This is a genomic window from Actinokineospora terrae (genome assembly GCF_900111175.1).
In the GTDB taxonomy this organism is placed as follows: domain Bacteria; phylum Actinomycetota; class Actinomycetes; order Mycobacteriales; family Pseudonocardiaceae; genus Actinokineospora; species Actinokineospora terrae.
Map to the genome: position 1 here is coordinate 333557 of NZ_FOGI01000004.1, position 15911 is coordinate 349467.

At 71.3% G+C, this 15911-nt stretch carries 17 protein-coding genes; 4 read left to right on the top strand and 13 right to left on the bottom strand.

The features are described 5' to 3' along the window. Positions 1–57 precede the first annotated feature (57 nt). Complete coding sequence (locus tag BMY07_RS10045; RefSeq protein WP_245782300.1) at positions 58–1545, top strand: neutral zinc metallopeptidase; 1488 nt, start codon at positions 58–60, stop codon at positions 1543–1545. Between the two features lie 85 nt (positions 1546–1630). Here the strand turns inward: BMY07_RS10045 and BMY07_RS10050 are convergent, their stop codons facing one another. From BMY07_RS10050 to BMY07_RS10060, 3 genes are all read right to left on the bottom strand, one after another. Beyond that, positions 1631–2593 (bottom strand): tetratricopeptide repeat protein, encoded by a 963-nt coding sequence (locus BMY07_RS10050; protein ID WP_092776803.1) that lies wholly within the window; start codon positions 2591–2593, stop codon positions 1631–1633. A 106-nt stretch (positions 2594–2699) separates the two neighbouring features. Continuing rightward, positions 2700–3581: an SCO6745 family protein gene (locus BMY07_RS10055; protein WP_092776805.1), complete on the bottom strand. Its 882-nt coding sequence runs from the start codon at positions 3579–3581 to the stop codon at positions 2700–2702. 44 nt (positions 3582–3625) lie between these two features. Continuing rightward, positions 3626–3937 (bottom strand): MTH1187 family thiamine-binding protein, encoded by a 312-nt coding sequence (locus BMY07_RS10060; protein ID WP_092776807.1) that lies wholly within the window; start codon positions 3935–3937, stop codon positions 3626–3628. A gap of 81 nt (positions 3938–4018) precedes the next feature. On the opposite strand from BMY07_RS10060, the gene BMY07_RS10065 reads away from it, so the two are divergent. Beyond that, positions 4019–4522, top strand: coding sequence for a MarR family winged helix-turn-helix transcriptional regulator (locus tag BMY07_RS10065; protein WP_092776809.1), 504 nt, complete (start codon positions 4019–4021; stop codon positions 4520–4522). A gap of 121 nt (positions 4523–4643) precedes the next feature. On the opposite strand, the gene BMY07_RS10070 is transcribed toward BMY07_RS10065, so the two are convergent. From BMY07_RS10070 to BMY07_RS10090, 5 genes are all read right to left on the bottom strand, one after another. Beyond that, on the bottom strand, positions 4644–4994 hold the full coding sequence (locus tag BMY07_RS10070; RefSeq protein WP_092777333.1) for a DUF3817 domain-containing protein: 351 nt from the start codon (positions 4992–4994) through the stop codon (positions 4644–4646). Positions 4995–5168: 174 nt separating this feature from the next. Beyond that, positions 5169–6218, bottom strand: coding sequence for an ABC transporter permease (locus BMY07_RS10075; protein ID WP_245782301.1), 1050 nt, complete (start codon positions 6216–6218; stop codon positions 5169–5171). Next, on the bottom strand, positions 6215–7129 hold the full coding sequence (locus BMY07_RS10080; RefSeq protein WP_092776811.1) for an ABC transporter ATP-binding protein: 915 nt from the start codon (positions 7127–7129) through the stop codon (positions 6215–6217). Before BMY07_RS10080 ends, BMY07_RS10075 begins: the two co-directional genes overlap by 4 nt. Before the next feature lie 36 nt (positions 7130–7165). Beyond that, positions 7166–8167 carry a methylmalonyl Co-A mutase-associated GTPase MeaB gene (meaB, locus tag BMY07_RS10085; protein ID WP_092776813.1) on the bottom strand — a complete coding sequence of 334 codons (1002 nt, stop codon included), beginning with the start codon at positions 8165–8167 and terminating at the stop codon, positions 7166–7168. Positions 8168–8170: 3 nt separating this feature from the next. After that, on the bottom strand, positions 8171–9358 hold the full coding sequence (locus tag BMY07_RS10090) for an acetyl-CoA C-acetyltransferase (protein ID WP_092776815.1): 1188 nt from the start codon (positions 9356–9358) through the stop codon (positions 8171–8173). 132 nt (positions 9359–9490) lie between these two features. Between BMY07_RS10090 and mce the strand changes: the two genes are divergently transcribed. Further along, positions 9491–9937 (top strand): methylmalonyl-CoA epimerase, encoded by a 447-nt coding sequence (gene mce, locus BMY07_RS10095; protein WP_092776817.1) that lies wholly within the window; start codon positions 9491–9493, stop codon positions 9935–9937. A gap of 13 nt (positions 9938–9950) precedes the next feature. Here mce and BMY07_RS10100 read toward each other — a convergent pair whose 3' ends face one another. From BMY07_RS10100 to BMY07_RS10115, 4 genes are all read right to left on the bottom strand, one after another. Beyond that, on the bottom strand, positions 9951–11411 hold the full coding sequence (locus tag BMY07_RS10100; protein ID WP_092776819.1) for a peptide MFS transporter: 1461 nt from the start codon (positions 11409–11411) through the stop codon (positions 9951–9953). 229 nt (positions 11412–11640) lie between these two features. Beyond that, a complete protein-coding gene (locus BMY07_RS10105) occupies positions 11641–12819 on the bottom strand; it encodes a chromosome segregation protein (protein ID WP_092776821.1) in 1179 nt (392 codons plus the stop codon). Between the two features lie 99 nt (positions 12820–12918). Then, complete coding sequence (gene ccrA / locus BMY07_RS10110; protein WP_092776823.1) at positions 12919–14250, bottom strand: crotonyl-CoA carboxylase/reductase; 1332 nt, start codon at positions 14248–14250, stop codon at positions 12919–12921. 116 nt (positions 14251–14366) lie between these two features. Then, positions 14367–14942 (bottom strand): TetR/AcrR family transcriptional regulator, encoded by a 576-nt coding sequence (locus tag BMY07_RS10115; RefSeq protein ID WP_092776825.1) that lies wholly within the window; start codon positions 14940–14942, stop codon positions 14367–14369. Between the two features lie 59 nt (positions 14943–15001). Here BMY07_RS10115 and BMY07_RS10120 point away from each other — a divergent pair, with 59 nt between their 5' ends. Further along, complete coding sequence (locus BMY07_RS10120) at positions 15002–15409, top strand: VOC family protein (protein WP_092776827.1); 408 nt, start codon at positions 15002–15004, stop codon at positions 15407–15409. Between the two features lie 12 nt (positions 15410–15421). Here the strand turns inward: BMY07_RS10120 and BMY07_RS10125 are convergent, their stop codons facing one another. Further along, positions 15422–15862, bottom strand: a complete 441-nt coding sequence (locus BMY07_RS10125; protein WP_245782302.1) for a nucleoside deaminase — start codon at positions 15860–15862, stop codon at positions 15422–15424. Positions 15863–15911: the final 49 nt, after the last annotated feature.

Consider the following 15911-nt stretch of genomic DNA (forward strand, 5'->3'; position numbering starts at 1 on the left):
GGGCGCCCGGTTACCCTCTCCCGGAGATCAGGTCGGACGGCTCGGGTAGGGGTTGCGGTGCGGGTTCTCAGTGCGCGGGCGCGGGTCGCGGCTGCCCTGGCGGTGGCGGCGGTACTTCTCGTGCAGCTCGGCGGGTGCGCCGGGCAGCCGATCGAGGGCAGACCGCGCGGGGTCGGTGACATCGACGCGGGCACCGCGGCCGGGATCCCGGTCAACAACGACGGCCCCACCGGCCCGAAGAAGGGCGCGGCGGACGCGGCGCTGCAAGTGGAGAACGCCGACGGCGGCGAGATGGACCGGTTGGCGGTCAACGCGCTGTCCGACATCTACGACTACTGGTCCGAGCGGATGCCAGCCGACTTCGACGGCAAGCAGTTCGAGCCGATCAAGCGGCTGGCGTCCTACGACTCCAAGGGCAAGGCCATCAAGCTGTGCGGCCAGAGCACCGCGGACCTGGTGAACGCCTTCTACTGCAACGCCGACGACAGCGTCGCCTGGGACCGCGGCGTGCTGCTGCCGATGCTGGACAAGCAGTTCGGGCCGATGTCGGTGGTCGCGGTGCTCGCGCACGAGATGGGCCACGCGGTGCAGTTCCGGCTGGGCAGCCTCAGCGGCATCAACCAGACGACGCCGACGATCATCAAGGAGCAGCAGGCCGACTGCTACGCGGGCGGCTTCTTCCGCTGGGTCGCCGAGGGCAAGGCCAAGCACTTCGACGTCAACACCGGCAAGGGCCTCAACCACGTCCTGGCCACCATGTTCTTCATCCGCGACCCGGCGGGCCTCTCGGCGAGCAAGCAGGGCGCCCACGGCCTGGCCTTCGACCGCGTGTTCGCCTTCCAGGCCGGGTTCTCCGAGGGCCCGACCCGGTGCGCGCGGATGAACCAGGACGAGATCAACACCCGCATCTCCGAGAAGGAGCGCGGCGAGACCGAGATGGAGAACTCCCGCAACGGCGACGTGGAGTTCGACAACAAGAAGGTCCAGGACCTCCTGCAGGCCAGCCTCGACGAGGCCTTCAAGCGCACCGGCGCCACCCCACCCGCCATCACCTACGACGGCGCCGACTGCAAGAAGGGCAACTCCACCCCACCGGTGTCGTTCTGCCCGGACTCGAACACGGTCGCCATCGACCCGGACGCGATGGAGAAGATCGCCACCCCGCCCAAGCGCGGCCAGGAACCCGGTGTCGACGGGGCCGGGATCGGGGACTTCGCGGCCTTCGCGGAAATCGCCTCGCGGTACTCGCTGTCGATCCAGAAGTCGGTGGGGGTGTCCCTGGAGGGCGACAAGACCGGCCTGCGCACGGCCTGCCTGACCGGCGCGTGGGCGAAGTTCGCCGACCTCGCGGGCAACGCCAACGAGAGCAAACTCCGCCTGGCCGTGGGCGACCTGGACGAAGCGGTCGCGGAACTGTTGCAGGACAACAGCTTGATCGCCGCCGACATCAACGGCAAACAGGTCCCCTCCGGCTTCGCCCGCGTAGAAGCCTTCCGAATCGGCTACTTCGAAGGCGACAAGGGCTGCGCCAACCAGTTCAGCTGAGGGTCGGCGGCACAAACGAAAGCCCGCACCGGACGTTCCGGTGCGGGCTTGTCGCTGGGCTGGAGCCAGAGGGCCGGGTCCGCGTCTAGAAGAGGGCGCTGGCCAGGTCCCGGCGGGCCTTGGCCACCCGGGCGTCGTCGGTGGGGAAGAGGTCGAAGAGGGAGACCAGGTGGGTCCTGGCCTTGTCCCGCTCCGGGCCGGACGTGCGGCGGACGGTGTTGATGAGGCGGGCGAAGGCCTGGTCGACCTGCTGGCCCGCGATCTCGAGGTCGGCGGCGCAGAGTTGGGCCTCGACGTCGTCGGGGGAGATGTCGGCGCGGACGATGACCGAGGGGTCGGTGGCGTGGGCGCGGGCCAGGAACTGGACCTGGGCCAGCGCGGCCTTGGCGTCGGCGTTGTTGGGCTCCGCGGCGAGGATGGACCGGTAGCCCGCCTCGGCGGCGGTGAAGTCGCCCAGGTTGAGGGCGTTCTCGGCGACGGTGAAGCGCTCGTCCTCGGGTTCGGCGGCCTGCTCGTCACCGGCGGGCGCGGCGGCCTCGGCGGCGCGGATGCCGGGGAGGCGGTCGCGCAGCGCGTCGAGGATGGAGTCGACCCACTCGCGGACCCGCTCCTCCGGGGGGACGTCGTTGAACGCGTCCACCGGCTGCCGTCCCGCGATGGCGATCACCATCGGCACCGCCTGGGCGCCGAAGAGTTGCGCCACCCGCGGGCTGACCTCGACGTCGACCCTGGCCAGGCGCCAGGAGCCGTTGTCCTGGGCGGCGAGCTTCTCCAGGGTGGCCAGCAGTTGGGTCGACTGGGCGGACCAGCCCGCGACGAGGGCGACGACCACCGGGACCTGGGTCGAGTACTCGACCACGTCGGCCTCGAAGTTGGCCTCGGTGATGTCGACGACGGCGCTGGTGGCGGCCGGGGTGGACGGGTGCGTGCCCGCCGTCGGCGGCGCCGTCTTCGCGGCGTCGGCGCGCGCCTTGAGGGCGGACAGGTCTACGGCCCTGGACAGGGCGGCCGACAGCGCGGCGGTCTGGCGTGGATCTGGCCTGGTCACCCCATCATCCTGGCATGCTCCCCCGAACCGCGTCCGGCCTACCGGTCAACCCCGGCGCAGGAGCCCGCGCGACCCGGGGAAGTCCACCTGCTGGGACACGCCCGGCTCACCCGGCGCCCGCGAGCTCGGCCAGCCGGTGCTCGGGGGCCAGCGCCATCGGGTTGGGCCGCATCACGTCGTTGAGCCGGGTGATCCGCAGCGCCAGCGGGGCCACCAGGGACACGAACCGCGCCGTGCCCTGCTCCCCCAGTTGCAGCCACGGCGCGGCGGCGGCCTCGTCGGTGAGGTCCTCCACCGACTGCCGCAGCTCCACCCCGAAGTCGGTCAGCACGCCCGGCGCGGCCAGCAGGTCCCGCTCCAGCAGCCGGGTCTCCGCGTCCGCCCACTCCCCCTCCGGGACGTTGCGGGCGGCCCGGAGGTACTCGGCGGTCAGCCCGCGGTCGGCGGCGAAGGCGACGAGGGCCTCCACCGGGTCCAGCCCGGCGGTCACCAGCGCGGCCACGTGCCCGTCGCCGCGGGACTCGCGCAGCGTCGTGGCGACCTGCCAGAGCGCCAGGTGCGGCTGCTCGGGCAACGGCAGCGCGGCGTTGGCGGCACCCAGCGGCCGCCCCGCGGTGGGCACCCACTCGAGGACCGACCGGGCCAGGTCAGCCGCCTCGGCCACATCAGGCCCCTCGACCACCTCGTCCCCCAGCAGCCGCCGCAGCGCCCCGTCGACCCCGCGCAGCCGGGCCGCCAGGAAGTCGGCGGGCTCGGCGACGGACCAGACCGCGGGCACCTGCCGCCGCACCCGGGAGGCGTGGAAGGTGTAGAAGAGGCTGTCGACCAGCCACGCGGGGGCGGCCCCCAGCGGAGCCGCGCGCAGGCCGAAGTAGCCCATCCACCGGCCCTGGCAGCCGAGCGCGTCGGTCTCGGCGATCGACTCGGGGGTGAAGTAGGTGACAGCGTGATACGGCTCGAAGCACTGCCAGAGCGTGCGCGGGTCCACGGCGGTTCCCCTGTTCGTCGACGGCAGAATAGTAGGACGTCCTACTATTCTGCCAGATCCTGGTCTGCCAGGTACTGTTCGACCCGGTCGACCTTGGCGGTCAGCTGCCCGGTGTGGCCGGGGCGGATGTCGGCCTTGAGCACCAGGCTGACCCGGGGGTAGTCGGCCAGCAGCACGTCGGTGGCCCGCTTGACCACGGCCATCACCTCGTCCCACTCGCCCTCGACGATGGTGTACATCGCGGTGAGCTGGTGCGGCAGGCCCGACTCGCGGACCACCCGCACGGCCTCGGCGACGGCGGGGCCGACGGTCTCGGATTCCCCACCGAGTGGGCTGACGCTGAAGGCGATGAGCATGGTGACTCCTCGGGGACGCGCGACGGTGCCAGCACACTATCCGGGCACCCCCGGCGAACCCCACTGGTAGCTTCAACTCCCATGAGGCCGCGCTCGTTGCCGTTCGACCCGATCGCCCGCGCGGCGCAGCTGTGGGGGGACCGCATCGGCGACGCCACCACCATGGCGGCCGTGACCAGCGTGATGCGCGTCCAGCAGATCCTGCAGTCCGCGGTGGACGGCGCGCTCAAGCCGCACGGGCTGACCTTCGCCCGCTACGAGGCGCTGGTGCTGCTCACCTTCTCCAAGCGCGGCAGCCTGCCGATGCGGGTGATGGGCGAGCGGTTGCAGCTGCACCCGACCAGCGTCACCAACATCGTCGACCGGCTGGAGGCCGACGGCCTGGTCCGGCGCACCCCGCACCCGACCGACCGGCGCACCACGCTGGCCGAGATCACCGACGCGGGCAGGCAGCGGCAGGCGGAGGCGACCGAGGCGGTGACCGCGGTCGACTTCGGCCTGCGCGGGCTCACCGAGCGGCAGACGAACCAGCTGACCGACCTGCTGGCCAAGGTCCGCCGCGCCACCGGCGACTTCCAGGACTGACTTCCACGACCGCCTAGGTCACGCAGAACGGCCCGGATCGGTGTCGATCCGGGCCGGGGTATCCCCACCAGCGGTGAACCGGGCCACGCCGACCGGTGCACCGCGGGGGGCTTGGGAAGGACTAGGCGGCGGGGCGCAGTCGCAGGGCGAGGCCGATGCCCGCCTGGGTGGCGGAGTCGTCGAGCTTGCCGGTGCGCAGCGCCCACCGCTCGTAGACCAGTGTCGCGAGTGGAGGGACGCTGGCGGCCAGCGCCCAGAAGGTGCTCCACCGGCTCCACCGCAGCTGCCGGGCGGTGATCGCGGTCACCACGAGGTAGGCGACGAAGACGGCCCCGTGCACCGGGCCGAAGACCTTGACCCCGATGTCACCGAGATCGGTTGCGTACTTGAAGACCATGCCGACGAGCAGACCGATCCAGGAAACGGCCTCGGCGAGCGCGACGACGCGGAAACGACCAGCTGGCGTGAACATGGTTCCAGTGTGGAGCGTGAGCGCGCTCACCCCTTGCAAGCCCCACCTCGGCAGTGGCTCTCCCCACATGCCCGCCTCCCCGGATTTTTGGTGTGGTCACGTAGCGGAAGAATGATCGCGTCGCGTGGTCGTCCGTGGCTGGCCACCGTCACGGTCCCCTGAGGTTGCGTGCCTTTAACTCTCTTCCCAGGTGAAGACGCGGGATGCGATGAAGGACACAACGAGGGTGAAGCCGAGCAGGACGCCGCACGGCAGCAGCAGGGCCTCGGCTCCCTTGCCGCGCACCAGGAAGTCGGTCACGCCGTCGTTCATGTGCCGCAGCGGGAACACCTTCGACACCGCCTGCAGCCACTGCGGCGCCAGGTCGATCGGGAAGAAGGTGCCGGACAGGAACGCCATCGGCAGCACGACGATGTTGGCGGCGCCGGTCGCGGCTTCCTCGGTCTTGCAGAACGCGCCGACCAGCATGCCGATGGAGAAGAACGCCAGCACCCCGGACAGGAACACCGGGATCGACAGCCACCAGGTGCCCGCGAGGGTGAGGCCGAACACGGGCAGCAGGGCGACGCCGACGAACAGCAGGGCCTGCGCGATCGCGACGCCGATGGTGACGACCACCCGCGAGGTGAGGATCGGGGCGATGCCGATGGGGGCGAGCCGCAGCCTGCGCAGCACCTGCTTGCGCCGCCAGTTGACCAGGGTGATCGCCGCGCCGAACACCGCGGTGACCGCGATGCCCCAGCTCAGGATGCCCGGCGTGAGGTACTGGATGGACTTGAGCGAGGAGTCCTCGACCTGCTCGGCGCGGAAGTCGTACTTGGCGGGTTTGCCGCTGGCGGCCACGTTGAGCTGCTGGGTGATCCCGGACACCAGGCCCTGCACGGTGCCTGCCTGCGCCTGGTCGCTGGCGGCGAAGCGCAGCACGACGGTGTCGCCGGTGGCCTCGACGATGCCGGGCAGGTCGCCGTCGCGGACCTTGGCCTCGCCCGCCGCCGCGGTGTCGAAGCGCTCCAGTTCCACCACTCCGGAGCGCTCCAGCGCGGTGATCACCGCGCCGTCGCCGTACGCGCCGAGCTTGATCTTCTCGGTGCCGATGTCGCGGAACAGCAGGCCGAAGATGACCAGGAACATCAGCGGGAACACGAAGGCGAAGAACAGGGTGGCCCGGTCGCGCACGAAGCTCTTGGCCATCGCGACCGCCAGGCTCTTGAACGCTCCCTTCACGCGCGGTACTCCCGTCCGGTGAGGTGGAGGAACACGTCCTCCAGGGTGGCGGTCCGCACCTGCAGGCCGTCGAGGGTGCCGCGCTCGGCGAGCGCGGTCAGCAGCGCCGCCGGGATGCGGGTGGTGATGGTGAGCGACTGCTCGTCGGCGGTGACCTCGTCGGCGCCGGGCAGCGCGGCGGCGTCGGCCTCGGTCAGCGCGCCGCGTTCGAGGGTGATCCGCGCGGGGGCGTCGAGACCGCGGACGAGCGCGGCGGGGGTGTCGAGCGCCAGCACCTTGCCCCGGTCCATGATGGCCACCCGGTCGCACAGGATCTCGGCCTCGTCGAGGTAGTGCGTCGTGTAGACGATCGTCTTGCCGCGTTCGCGGATGGCGCGCAGGACGTCCCAGAGGTTGCGTCTGGCCTGCGGGTCGAGCGCGGCGGTCGGTTCGTCGAGGAACACGATGTCCGGGTCGTGCACCAGGGCGCAGGCGATGGACAGCCGCTGCCGCTGGCCGCCGGAGAGCTTGTCCTCGCGGGTGTTCGCCTTGTCGGTGAGCCCGACCAGCTCCAGCATCTCCGCCGCGCGGGCCGGGCCGACGCCGTAGAGGGCGGCGAACGTCTCCAGCTGTTCACGCGCGGTGAGCTTGTCGAAGAACGCCGAGGCCTGCAGCTGCACGCCGATCCTGGGCAGCAGGGCGACCTTGCGCGGGAACGGGTCGGTGCCGAGCAGCCGCACCGAACCCCGGTCCGGTTCGCGCAAGCCCTCCATGATCTCCAGCGCGGTGGTCTTGCCCGCGCCGTTGGGGCCGAGGATGCCGAAGAACTCGCCGTGGTCGACGGTGAACGACACACCGTCCACGGCGCGCAGGTCGCCGTAGGACTTGTGGATGTCGTCGACGACGATCGCCTCGACGTCAGAGCTGGTCATGCCGCGAACCTAGCGGGTGCGACCGGCTCGCGGCGACTACTTGTCGTGGATGCCCGCGATTGTGGCGTTCGTGTCGTTCGCGGCGATCACCGCGATCAGGTCGTCGGCCGCGCGGTACGGGTCGAGGGTGCCGGACCGGACTTCCGCGGCGAAGCGGTCGAGCAGGTCGCCGCGCAGCTCGCCGAGCCGGGCGCGCAGCTCGCGCACCGCGATGGACTCGATCTCGGCCCTGGCGCGGGCCAGCCGCCTGGCGGTGAACTCGCCGCGCTCCCCCGCCCACGCCTGGTGCGCCTCGATCGCGTCGACCAGGTCGGTGATGCCCTCGGCGCGCGCGGCGATGGTCTTGACCACCGGGGTGCGCCAGCTCGGGCCACGGATCTCCCTGCGCCCCAACGAGATCGCGTGCTTGAGCTCGCGCACGGTGGCCTCGGCGCCATCGCGGTCGGCCTTGTTGACGGCGAACACGTCGGCGATCTCCAGGATGCCCGCCTTGGCCGCCTGCACGCCGTCGCCCATGCCAGGGGCGAGCAGCACCACCGCGCAGTCGGCGAGCGCCACGACGTCCACTTCGGACTGTCCTACCCCGACTGTCTCGACGAGCACGACGTCGAAGCCCGCCGCGTCGAGCACGCGCAGCGCCTGCGGGGTGGCCACGGCGAGCCCGCCGAGGTGGCCGCGGGTGGCCATGGACCGGATGAAGACGTCCGGGTCGGCGGCGTGCTCGCCCATCCTGACCCGGTCGCCGAGCAGCGCGCCGCCGGAGAACGGCGACGACGGGTCGACCGCCAGCACGCCGACCCGCTGCCCCCTGGCGCGGTAGGCCGACACCAGGGCCGAGGTGGTGGTCGACTTGCCGACGCCGGGCGGCCCGGTCAGGCCGATGACCCTGGCCCGGCCGGTGTGCGGGGCGAGCGCCCGCGCGACCGCGCGCAGGTGCGGGCTGTCGGCCTCTACCAGGGAGATGAGCCGGGCGACCGCGCGCGGGTGGCGTTCGAGCGCGCGGTCGACCAGCTCGGCTGTCGGCGGCTGCCTGACCAAGGGCTAGGCCTTCGGCACGCTGATGATCAGTGCGTCGCCCTGGCCACCGCCGCCGCACAGGCCCGCGGCACCGACGCCGCCGCCGCGCCGCTTGAGCTCGTAGGCCAGGTGCACGACCAGGCGGGCGCCGGACGCCCCGATCGGGTGACCGAGGGCGATGGCGCCGCCGTTGACGTTGACGATCTCCGGGTCGACGCCCAACTGGCGGGTGGAGACCACGCCGACCGCGGCGAACGCCTCGTTGATCTCGACCAGGTCGAGGTCGGTGGCGGCCAGGCCCTGCTTGGCCAGCGCGGCCTTGATGGCGTTGGACGGCTGCTCGTGCAGGCTCGCGTCCGGCCCGGCGACCACGCCGTGCGCGCCGATCTCGGCGATCCAGCTCAGGCCCAGCTCCTCGGCCTTGGCCTTGCTCATCACCACGACCGCGGCGGCGCCGTCGGAGATCTGCGAGGCGGAGCCCGCGGTGATGGTGCCGTCGCCGGCGAACGCGGGGCGCAGCTTGGCCAGGCCCTCGGCGGTGGTGTCGGCGCGCACGCCCTCGTCGGTGTCGAACACGACCGGGTCGCCCTTGCGCTGCGGGATGCTCACCGGGGCGATCTCGTCGGCGAAGCGGCCCGCGGCGATGGCCTCGGCGGCGCGCTGGTGCGAGGCGGCGGAGAACGCGTCCTGCTCCTCGCGGGTGATGCCGTAGCGGGAGTTGTGCTTCTCGGTCGAGGCGCCCATCGCGACCTGGTCGAACGCGCAGAACAGGCCGTCGTGCGCCATGTGGTCGAGCAGGGTCACGTCGCCGAACTTGAAGCCGGAGCGGGACTTGGGCAGCAGGTGCGGCGCCTGGGTCATCGACTCCTGCCCACCGGCGACCACGATCTCGAACTCGCCCGCGCGGATGAGCTGGTCGGCCAGCGCGATCGCGTCGAGGCCGGAGAGGCAGACCTTGTTGATGGTCAGCGCGGGGACGTCCATCGGGATGCCCGCGGCGACGGCGGCCTGGCGAGCCGGGATCTGGCCCGCGCCCGCGGTGAGGACCTGGCCCATGATCGTGTACTGCACCTGGTCCGGTCGCACACCCGCGCGCTCCAGGGCTGCCTTGATCGCGACGCCGCCGAGCTGAGCGCCGGTGAAGTCCTTGAGCGAGCCGAGCAGACGACCGATCGGGGTACGGGCCCCGGCGACGATGACGGATCCGGACACAGCGGTCTCCTAAGCGATGCGAACGGGCGTTAACGTGGACCATACTCGCGGTCACGCGGTTTGCCACGTGCCGGTGTGAGCAGCCGCACAGGCCCTGGTTACCCATCAGTAGGAAGGGCGTATCCTCACGTCATGCGCGATGTAGTCGCTCCCTTCGTCGTGGCGATCGACCACGTCGGGATCGCCGTTCCCGACCTCGACGCCGCTATCGCCTTCCACCGCGAGCACTTCGGACTGGAGCCCGTGCACGAGGAGGTCAACACCGAGCAGGGCGTGCGCGAGGCGATGCTGCGCGCCCCCGGTGACGACGGCTCGGGCACCGCGGTCCAACTGCTGGCGCCGCTGGACGAGAACTCCACGATCGCCAAGTTCCTCGGGCGCAACGGCCCCGGTTTGCAGCAGCTCGCCTACCGGGTGACCGACGTCGTGGCCGCCGCCGACGCCCTGCGCGCCGCGGGACTGCGGCTGCTCTACGACGAGCCCAGGCGCGGGACCAGCGACAGCCGGGTCAACTTCGTGCACCCGAAGGACGCGGGCGGGGTCTTGGTCGAACTGGTGGAGCCCGCTCCCGGGCATTAGCTGCTCCAGGCCTCTAGCGGACGCCGTTCATCAGCTTGCGCACGAACGGGGTCAGCGCTGCCATGACCACACCGAGGCCGATCGCGACCGCGCCGAGGATGCCGAAGTAGGTGGTCTCGGCGTCAGCGGTGTAGTACTCGGCGAGCGCACCGGCGACGGAACTGCCCAGCGCCAGCGATAGGTAGAACAGCGCGACCATCTGCGCGGTGTAAGCGCGCGGGGCCAACTTGGTCGACAGCGACAGTCCTACCGGCGACAGGCAGAGCTCACCGAGCACGAAGATGATCAGCACCAAGACCAGCAGCAGCGGCGGGACGACGTGCTCGCCCTCGATGAACCCGAGCAGCGCCATCACCAGGAACGCGACGCCCATCGCGCCGACGCCCATGGCGAACTTCACCGGGGTGGACGGCTGGCGGTCGCCGAGGCGCACCCACAGCGCGGCGAACACCGGGGCGAGCAGCACCACGAACAGCGGCTCGACCGAGTTGAACCACGACGGCGGGATCTGCCAGCCGAACAGGTCGAGGTCCACCCGCTCCTCGGCGTAGATCGCCAGCACGGTGAACTGCTGCTGGAACAGCGACCAGAACCCGAAGCTCACCAGGAACATCGGGATGAACGCCAGGACGCGCTGCCGCTCCACCCGGTCGACCTGGCGGCTGAGCAGCAGCACCGCGAACAGCGTGACCGCGGCGGCGGCGATCACCCAGGTGACGACGGTGGCCAGGTTGTCGGCGTCGACCACACCGGTCAGCGCGAGGACGACGATGGCTGCGATCCCGACCGCGATGGCGCCGAACGCGCGCAGCTTCGCCGGACCGTCGAGCGGGTTGGGCACGACCTTGCCGGATTCGGGGAGGTTCTTGCGCCCCAGCGCGTACTGCGCCAAGCCGACCGCCATCCCGACCGCGGCGAGGCCGAAGCCCCAGTGGAAGCCGAGGCGGGTCTGCAGGAGCCCGGTCAGCAGCGGGCCGACCAGGGCACCGATGTTGATGCCCATGTAGAAGATGGAGAACCCGGCGTCCCTGCGCTCGTCACCGTCCTCGTAGAGCGCGCCGACGAGCGTGGTCGCCGTCGCCTTCAGCCCCCCAGAACCGATCGCGACGCAGATCAGTCCAACCGCGACACCCGCCACCCCGGGCAGCACCGCGAGCCCGATGTGGCCGACGAGGATGAGCACCCCGCTGTAGAACAGCGTCCGCTCCGGCCCGAACAACCGGTCCGCCACCCACGACCCGGCAATGGTCGCCAGGTAGACCGAGCCGCCGTACGCCCCCACAATCCCGGCCGCGGTGGCCTTGTCCACCCCGAGCCCACCCTCGGCGACGGAGAAGTACAAGTAGTACAGCAGGATCGCCTGCATGCCGTAGTAGGAGAACCGCTCCCACATCTCCGTGCCGAAGAGGTTCGCCAACCCCCGCGGGTGCCCGAAGAACCCTCGCTCCTGCCCGACCCCGGTAGCGCTACTCACCCGTCTGTCCCTTTTCACCCAGGCATGGCCACGCCGCCACACATCAACCGCCCACAACATGCCCCGCCCCCACCCCCCTGACACGTGCCGTTCCCCACCCGGAAACCTCCCCTCACTGTGACGTCCCCCTCGCCTGTCACCCACCGCCACGCCGTTGCTGGCCCTCAGTGAACGCCAACAAGCCCGGCGTCGCTAGGACACCGGGCTTGCGGGGTGGAGAGCGGTAGAACTAGCGGCGAGCCGCAGGCCGCTTGGGCTGAGTGGTCGGCCGGACCAGTTTCTGGGTGCGGTCGGCTGGGGAGGCGGCGGGGGTGGACGGCTCCGCGGGGCGGCCCTGGGGGGCGGCGGGGGCGCGTTCCGGTTCGACCTCGGCTGGTTCCCAATGTTCCTTCGGCGGGCCGACGACCGGCTTCATGGCCTGGGTGGGGGATTCGTCGGCCGGGCTGCCGTCGATGGTCTTGGGGGGTGTGACGCGTTCCTCGGGGAGGGGGTCGAGGATCGGGGCGGCGTCCGCGAGCTGGACGTGGGCGTCGGCGATGAGGTCGCGGGCCGAGTGGAGCTGGTCGGCGACGCGGGAGCGCAGGGCGCGCAGGGCGGCGACGCGCTGGGCGGCGTGGCTGATGCGGCGGTTGGCTTCCTCGGTGGCCTCGCGGACCCGGCGGTGCGCCTCGCTGGTGGCTTCCTGCAGGCGGGCGGTGGCCTCGGTCGCGGCGTCGTGGCGGCGGCGGTTGGCCTCCTCGGTGGCCTCGCGGACCCGGCGCTCGGCCTCGGTCTTGCTGGTGGCCTCCTGCTCGGCCAGCGCGCGCATCGCCTCGGTGCGGCGGGCCGACATCGCGATGTCGAAGTCCTCCTCGACCGTGGTGCGGCGCCGCTCGGACTCGGCCTCCAGGCGGGCGGCCTCGGCGCGGGCGGTGCCGACGGTCTGCTCGGCGTCGGCGCGGGCCTTGTCCACGATGCCGCGGTGCTCGGCCTCCATGGCCGCGCGGCGCGCGTCGAGCTCGGCGATGAGACCTTCGTAGCGCTGCCGCAGCGCACCGGCGTCGGCCTCGGCCTTGGCGCGGATGCCGTTGGCCTCGGCGTCGGCGCGGGAGCGGGTCTCCTGGGCTTCCTCGGTGGCCAGCCGCAGCATCCGCTGCAGGCGCTCGCTCAGCCCTTCCAGGGTGGTCGGCGGCTGGGAGAGCCGGTCGATCTGGCCGCGCAGGTCGCTGAGGTCGCCGCGCGCGGACTCGAGCTGCTTGGCCAGGTCGGTCGCCTGCGAGACGGCGGCGTTGCGGTCGGCGTGCAGCAGCTGCAGTTCGGCGTCGAGCCGCTCGAGGTGCTCTTCCACCTGCGCGCGGCTGTAGCCCCGCTTGGTGATGTCGAAACCGGCACCGAGCGGTACAAGATCGCGTTCCTCACCCAAGCCCATGCGCCCACGCTACCTGCATCGGATAGACCACTTACGAGTAGATCGGTGAGTGGTGCTCCCCGGCGGCCACGTGCCCAACGCGTGGCCGCCGGGGAGCGGTCACACGCCGCGGAAGCGGTTGATGGCGTCCAAGTGCCGTTCCCGCTTGGCCTGGTCGCGCACGCCGAGCCCTTCCTCCGGCGCCAGGCACAGCACGCCGACCTTGCCCTGGTGGGCGTTGCGGTGGACGTCGAGCGCGGCCTGCCCGGTCTCGGCGAGCGGGTAGGTCTTGGACAGCGTCGGGTGGACCAAACCCTTGTCGATCAACCGGTTCGCCTCCCAGGACTCGCGGTAGTTGGCGAAGTGCGAGCCGATGATCCGCTTCAGGTTCATCCACAGGTACCTGTTGTCGTACTGGTGCAGGAACCCGGAGGTGGACGCGCAGGTGACGATCGTGCCGCCGCGGCGGGCCACGTAGACCGACGCGCCGAAGGTCTCCCTGCCGGGGTGCTCGAAGACGATGTCCGGGTCCTCGCCGCCGGTCAGCTCGCGGATCCTGGCGCCGAGCCGCTGCCACTCGCGCGGGTCCTGGGTGTGCTCGTCCTTCCAGAACCGGTACCCCTCCGCGCTGCGATCGATGATCAGCTCGGCGCCCATCTTGCGCGCGATGTCCGCCTTCTCCTTACTAGACACCACACACACCGGGATAGCGCCGCCGTTGAGCGCGAACTGCGTGGCGTAAGAGCCGAGGCCACCGGACGCGCCCCAGATGAGCACTACATCGCCCTGCTTCATGGCAGCGCCGTTGCGAGAGACCAGCTGCCGGTATGCGGTGGAGTTGACGAGCCCCGGTGACGCTGCCTCTTCCCAGGTCAGGTGCGCGGGCTTGGGCATCAGCTGGTTGGACTTGACCAGCGCCAGCTCGGCGAGCCCGCCGAAGTTGGTCTCGAAGCCCCAGATGCGCTGCTCGGAGTCCATCATCGTGTCGTCGTGGCCGTCGGGACCCTCCAGCTCGACGCTGAGGCAGTGCGCGACGACCTCGTCACCGGGCTTCCAGTTGTGCACGCCGGGCCCGGTGCGCAGCACGACACCGGCCAGGTCGGAGCCGACCACGTGGTAGGGCAGGTCGTGCCGCTTGGCCAGCGGGGACACCCGGCCGTAGCGCTCGAGGAACTTGAAGGTGGAGACCGGCTCGAAGATCGAGGTCCACACGGTGTTGTAGTTGATCGCGCTGGCCATGACCGCGACGAGCGCCTCGCCGGGTCCCAGCTCGGGGGTGGCGACCTCGTCGAGGTGCAGCGACCTGCGGGGGTCCTTGTCCGGCGCGGCCAGGCCGTCGAACATCTCGACCTCGTCGGCGTGCACGGTGATCCCGCGGTAGTGCTCCGGTACCGGCAGCGCGCCAACGGCTTCCCGCTCGCCTGCCTGGATCGCGTCGAGGATCTCCTGCACGGCGGACCTCCTGGGGTTCGTCGGACCTGCGGTGCAGCGGGACGTTACTCATGAGTAGCGATTCAGAGCGCGCCGATGTGACTGACAGCACGACGGCGCGTTGTCGTCCACTGTGGTCACTCGCCCGGCGTGACGACCTTGTCCACCAGCGCGTCGATCAACACGGTGACGGCCGCGCGGCCCAGGAAACCGGGCAGGGTGAGGTGCTCGACGATCAAGCCGGTCATCGCGACGTGCAGCAGCTCAACGGTCGTCCGGTCGCCGGGCAGGCCCGCGTCGAGGTGGAAGGCGGTGTTGTCGCGCAGGCCGCGGGTCATGGTGTCGGTGAACAGCGCCGCGAGTTCGGGTTTGCGGGTGGACTCCAGCCGCAGTTCGAGCAGCGCCAGGTGTCCGGCCCGGTCGGCGGTCGCCCGGTCGAGGATGTCGTGCATGAACCGGGCGACGAGCTCGCGATCCCGCGGCTGCCGCAACCGGGCATCGACCTCGGCGGGGTCGGGCGCGAGGCGGACGAAGACATGCGCACCTGCGGCGGCCAACAGAGCATCCCGGCTGGCGAAGTAGTTGGACGTCGTCCCCGCCGGAACCCCCGCCTTGGCATCGACCGCCCGGAAGGTCAGACCGCGGGCGCCCTCCTCGGCGAGGACGTCGATGGCGGCGTCGGCGAGCGCGGTCCGGCGGGCCGGGTTGGGCACGGTGGAACCTCCTTGACCACTACGGTTACAGTACTACAAGCATAGTGGAAGGAGCGGGAATGCGGTTCAGCAGGTTCGCGGTGGCGTTCATGGTCGACGACCCGGCGGCGTGCCGGGACTTCTTCGTCCACCACCTGGGCGCAACCGTCACAGTCGACCTCGGCTGGTACGTCGACCTCGGCCACCCGGACGACCCGTCGTTCATGGTCGACTTCGTCCACCGCGACCACCCGGCGATGCCACCGCAGGTGCGCGTGGCGACGGCCGGGACAGTGCTGGCGTTCGTCGTCGACGACGCCCGGGCGCTGGAGTCCGAACTGCTCGCCGCCGGAGTGCAGGTCGTGGCGGGATGCCGGGACGAACCCTGGGGCCAGCGGCACTTCTTCGTCGCCTCGCCGGGTCCGGTGGTGGAGTTCGTGCAGCAGATCGCCCCCGACCCGGCGTGGATGGCGACCAACGGCTTGTGACCCCGAGCCTGGTCAGCGGCCGATGTCCTCGTGCCAGAGGTCGGGGTGCTCGGCGATGAAGGTGGTCATCATGCGGACGCAGCCGGGGTCGTCGAGGACGGTCACCGCGACGCCGTGGGCGGCCAGCCAGTCGTGGGCGCCGGTGAAGGTTCGGGACTCGCCGATGAGGACGGCGGTGATGCCGAACTGGCGGATCAGGCCGCTGCAGTACCAGCACGGGGACAGCGTGGTGACCATCGTCGTGCCGCGGTAGGAGCGGCGGCGGCCCGCGGCGCGGAAGGCAGCTGTCTCGCCGTGGATCGTCGGGTCGTCGTCCTGGACGCGGCGGTTGTGGCCGCTGCCCCACAGGTCGCCGTCCGGGCCGAACAGCGCGGCGCCGACCGGGACGCCACCGGAGGCGCGGCCCGCCTCGGCCTCCCGGATCGCCACGGCCAGCATCTCGACAGGTGTCATGTGCTCCCCACGTGTGACCCGGATCCCGCTACCCCTGGCTTGATCGGTC

Coding starts and splice junctions, on each gene's coding strand:
- BMY07_RS10060 (WP_092776807.1), bottom strand. CDS start 3,937: ATGCTCATCGCCTTCAGCGTCAGCCCACTCGGTGGGGAATCCGAGACC.
- BMY07_RS10065 (WP_092776809.1), top strand. CDS start 4,019: ATGAGGCCGCGCTCGTTGCCGTTCGACCCGATCGCCCGCGCGGCGCAG.
- BMY07_RS10070 (WP_092777333.1), bottom strand. CDS start 4,994: ATGTTCACGCCAGCTGGTCGTTTCCGCGTCGTCGCGCTCGCCGAGGCC.
- BMY07_RS10080 (WP_092776811.1), bottom strand. CDS start 7,129: ATGACCAGCTCTGACGTCGAGGCGATCGTCGTCGACGACATCCACAAG.
- mce (WP_092776817.1), top strand. CDS start 9,491: ATGCGCGATGTAGTCGCTCCCTTCGTCGTGGCGATCGACCACGTCGGG.
- BMY07_RS10105 (WP_092776821.1), bottom strand. CDS start 12,819: ATGGGCTTGGGTGAGGAACGCGATCTTGTACCGCTCGGTGCCGGTTTC.
- BMY07_RS10120 (WP_092776827.1), top strand. CDS start 15,002: ATGCGGTTCAGCAGGTTCGCGGTGGCGTTCATGGTCGACGACCCGGCG.
- BMY07_RS10125 (WP_245782302.1), bottom strand. CDS start 15,862: ATGACACCTGTCGAGATGCTGGCCGTGGCGATCCGGGAGGCCGAGGCG.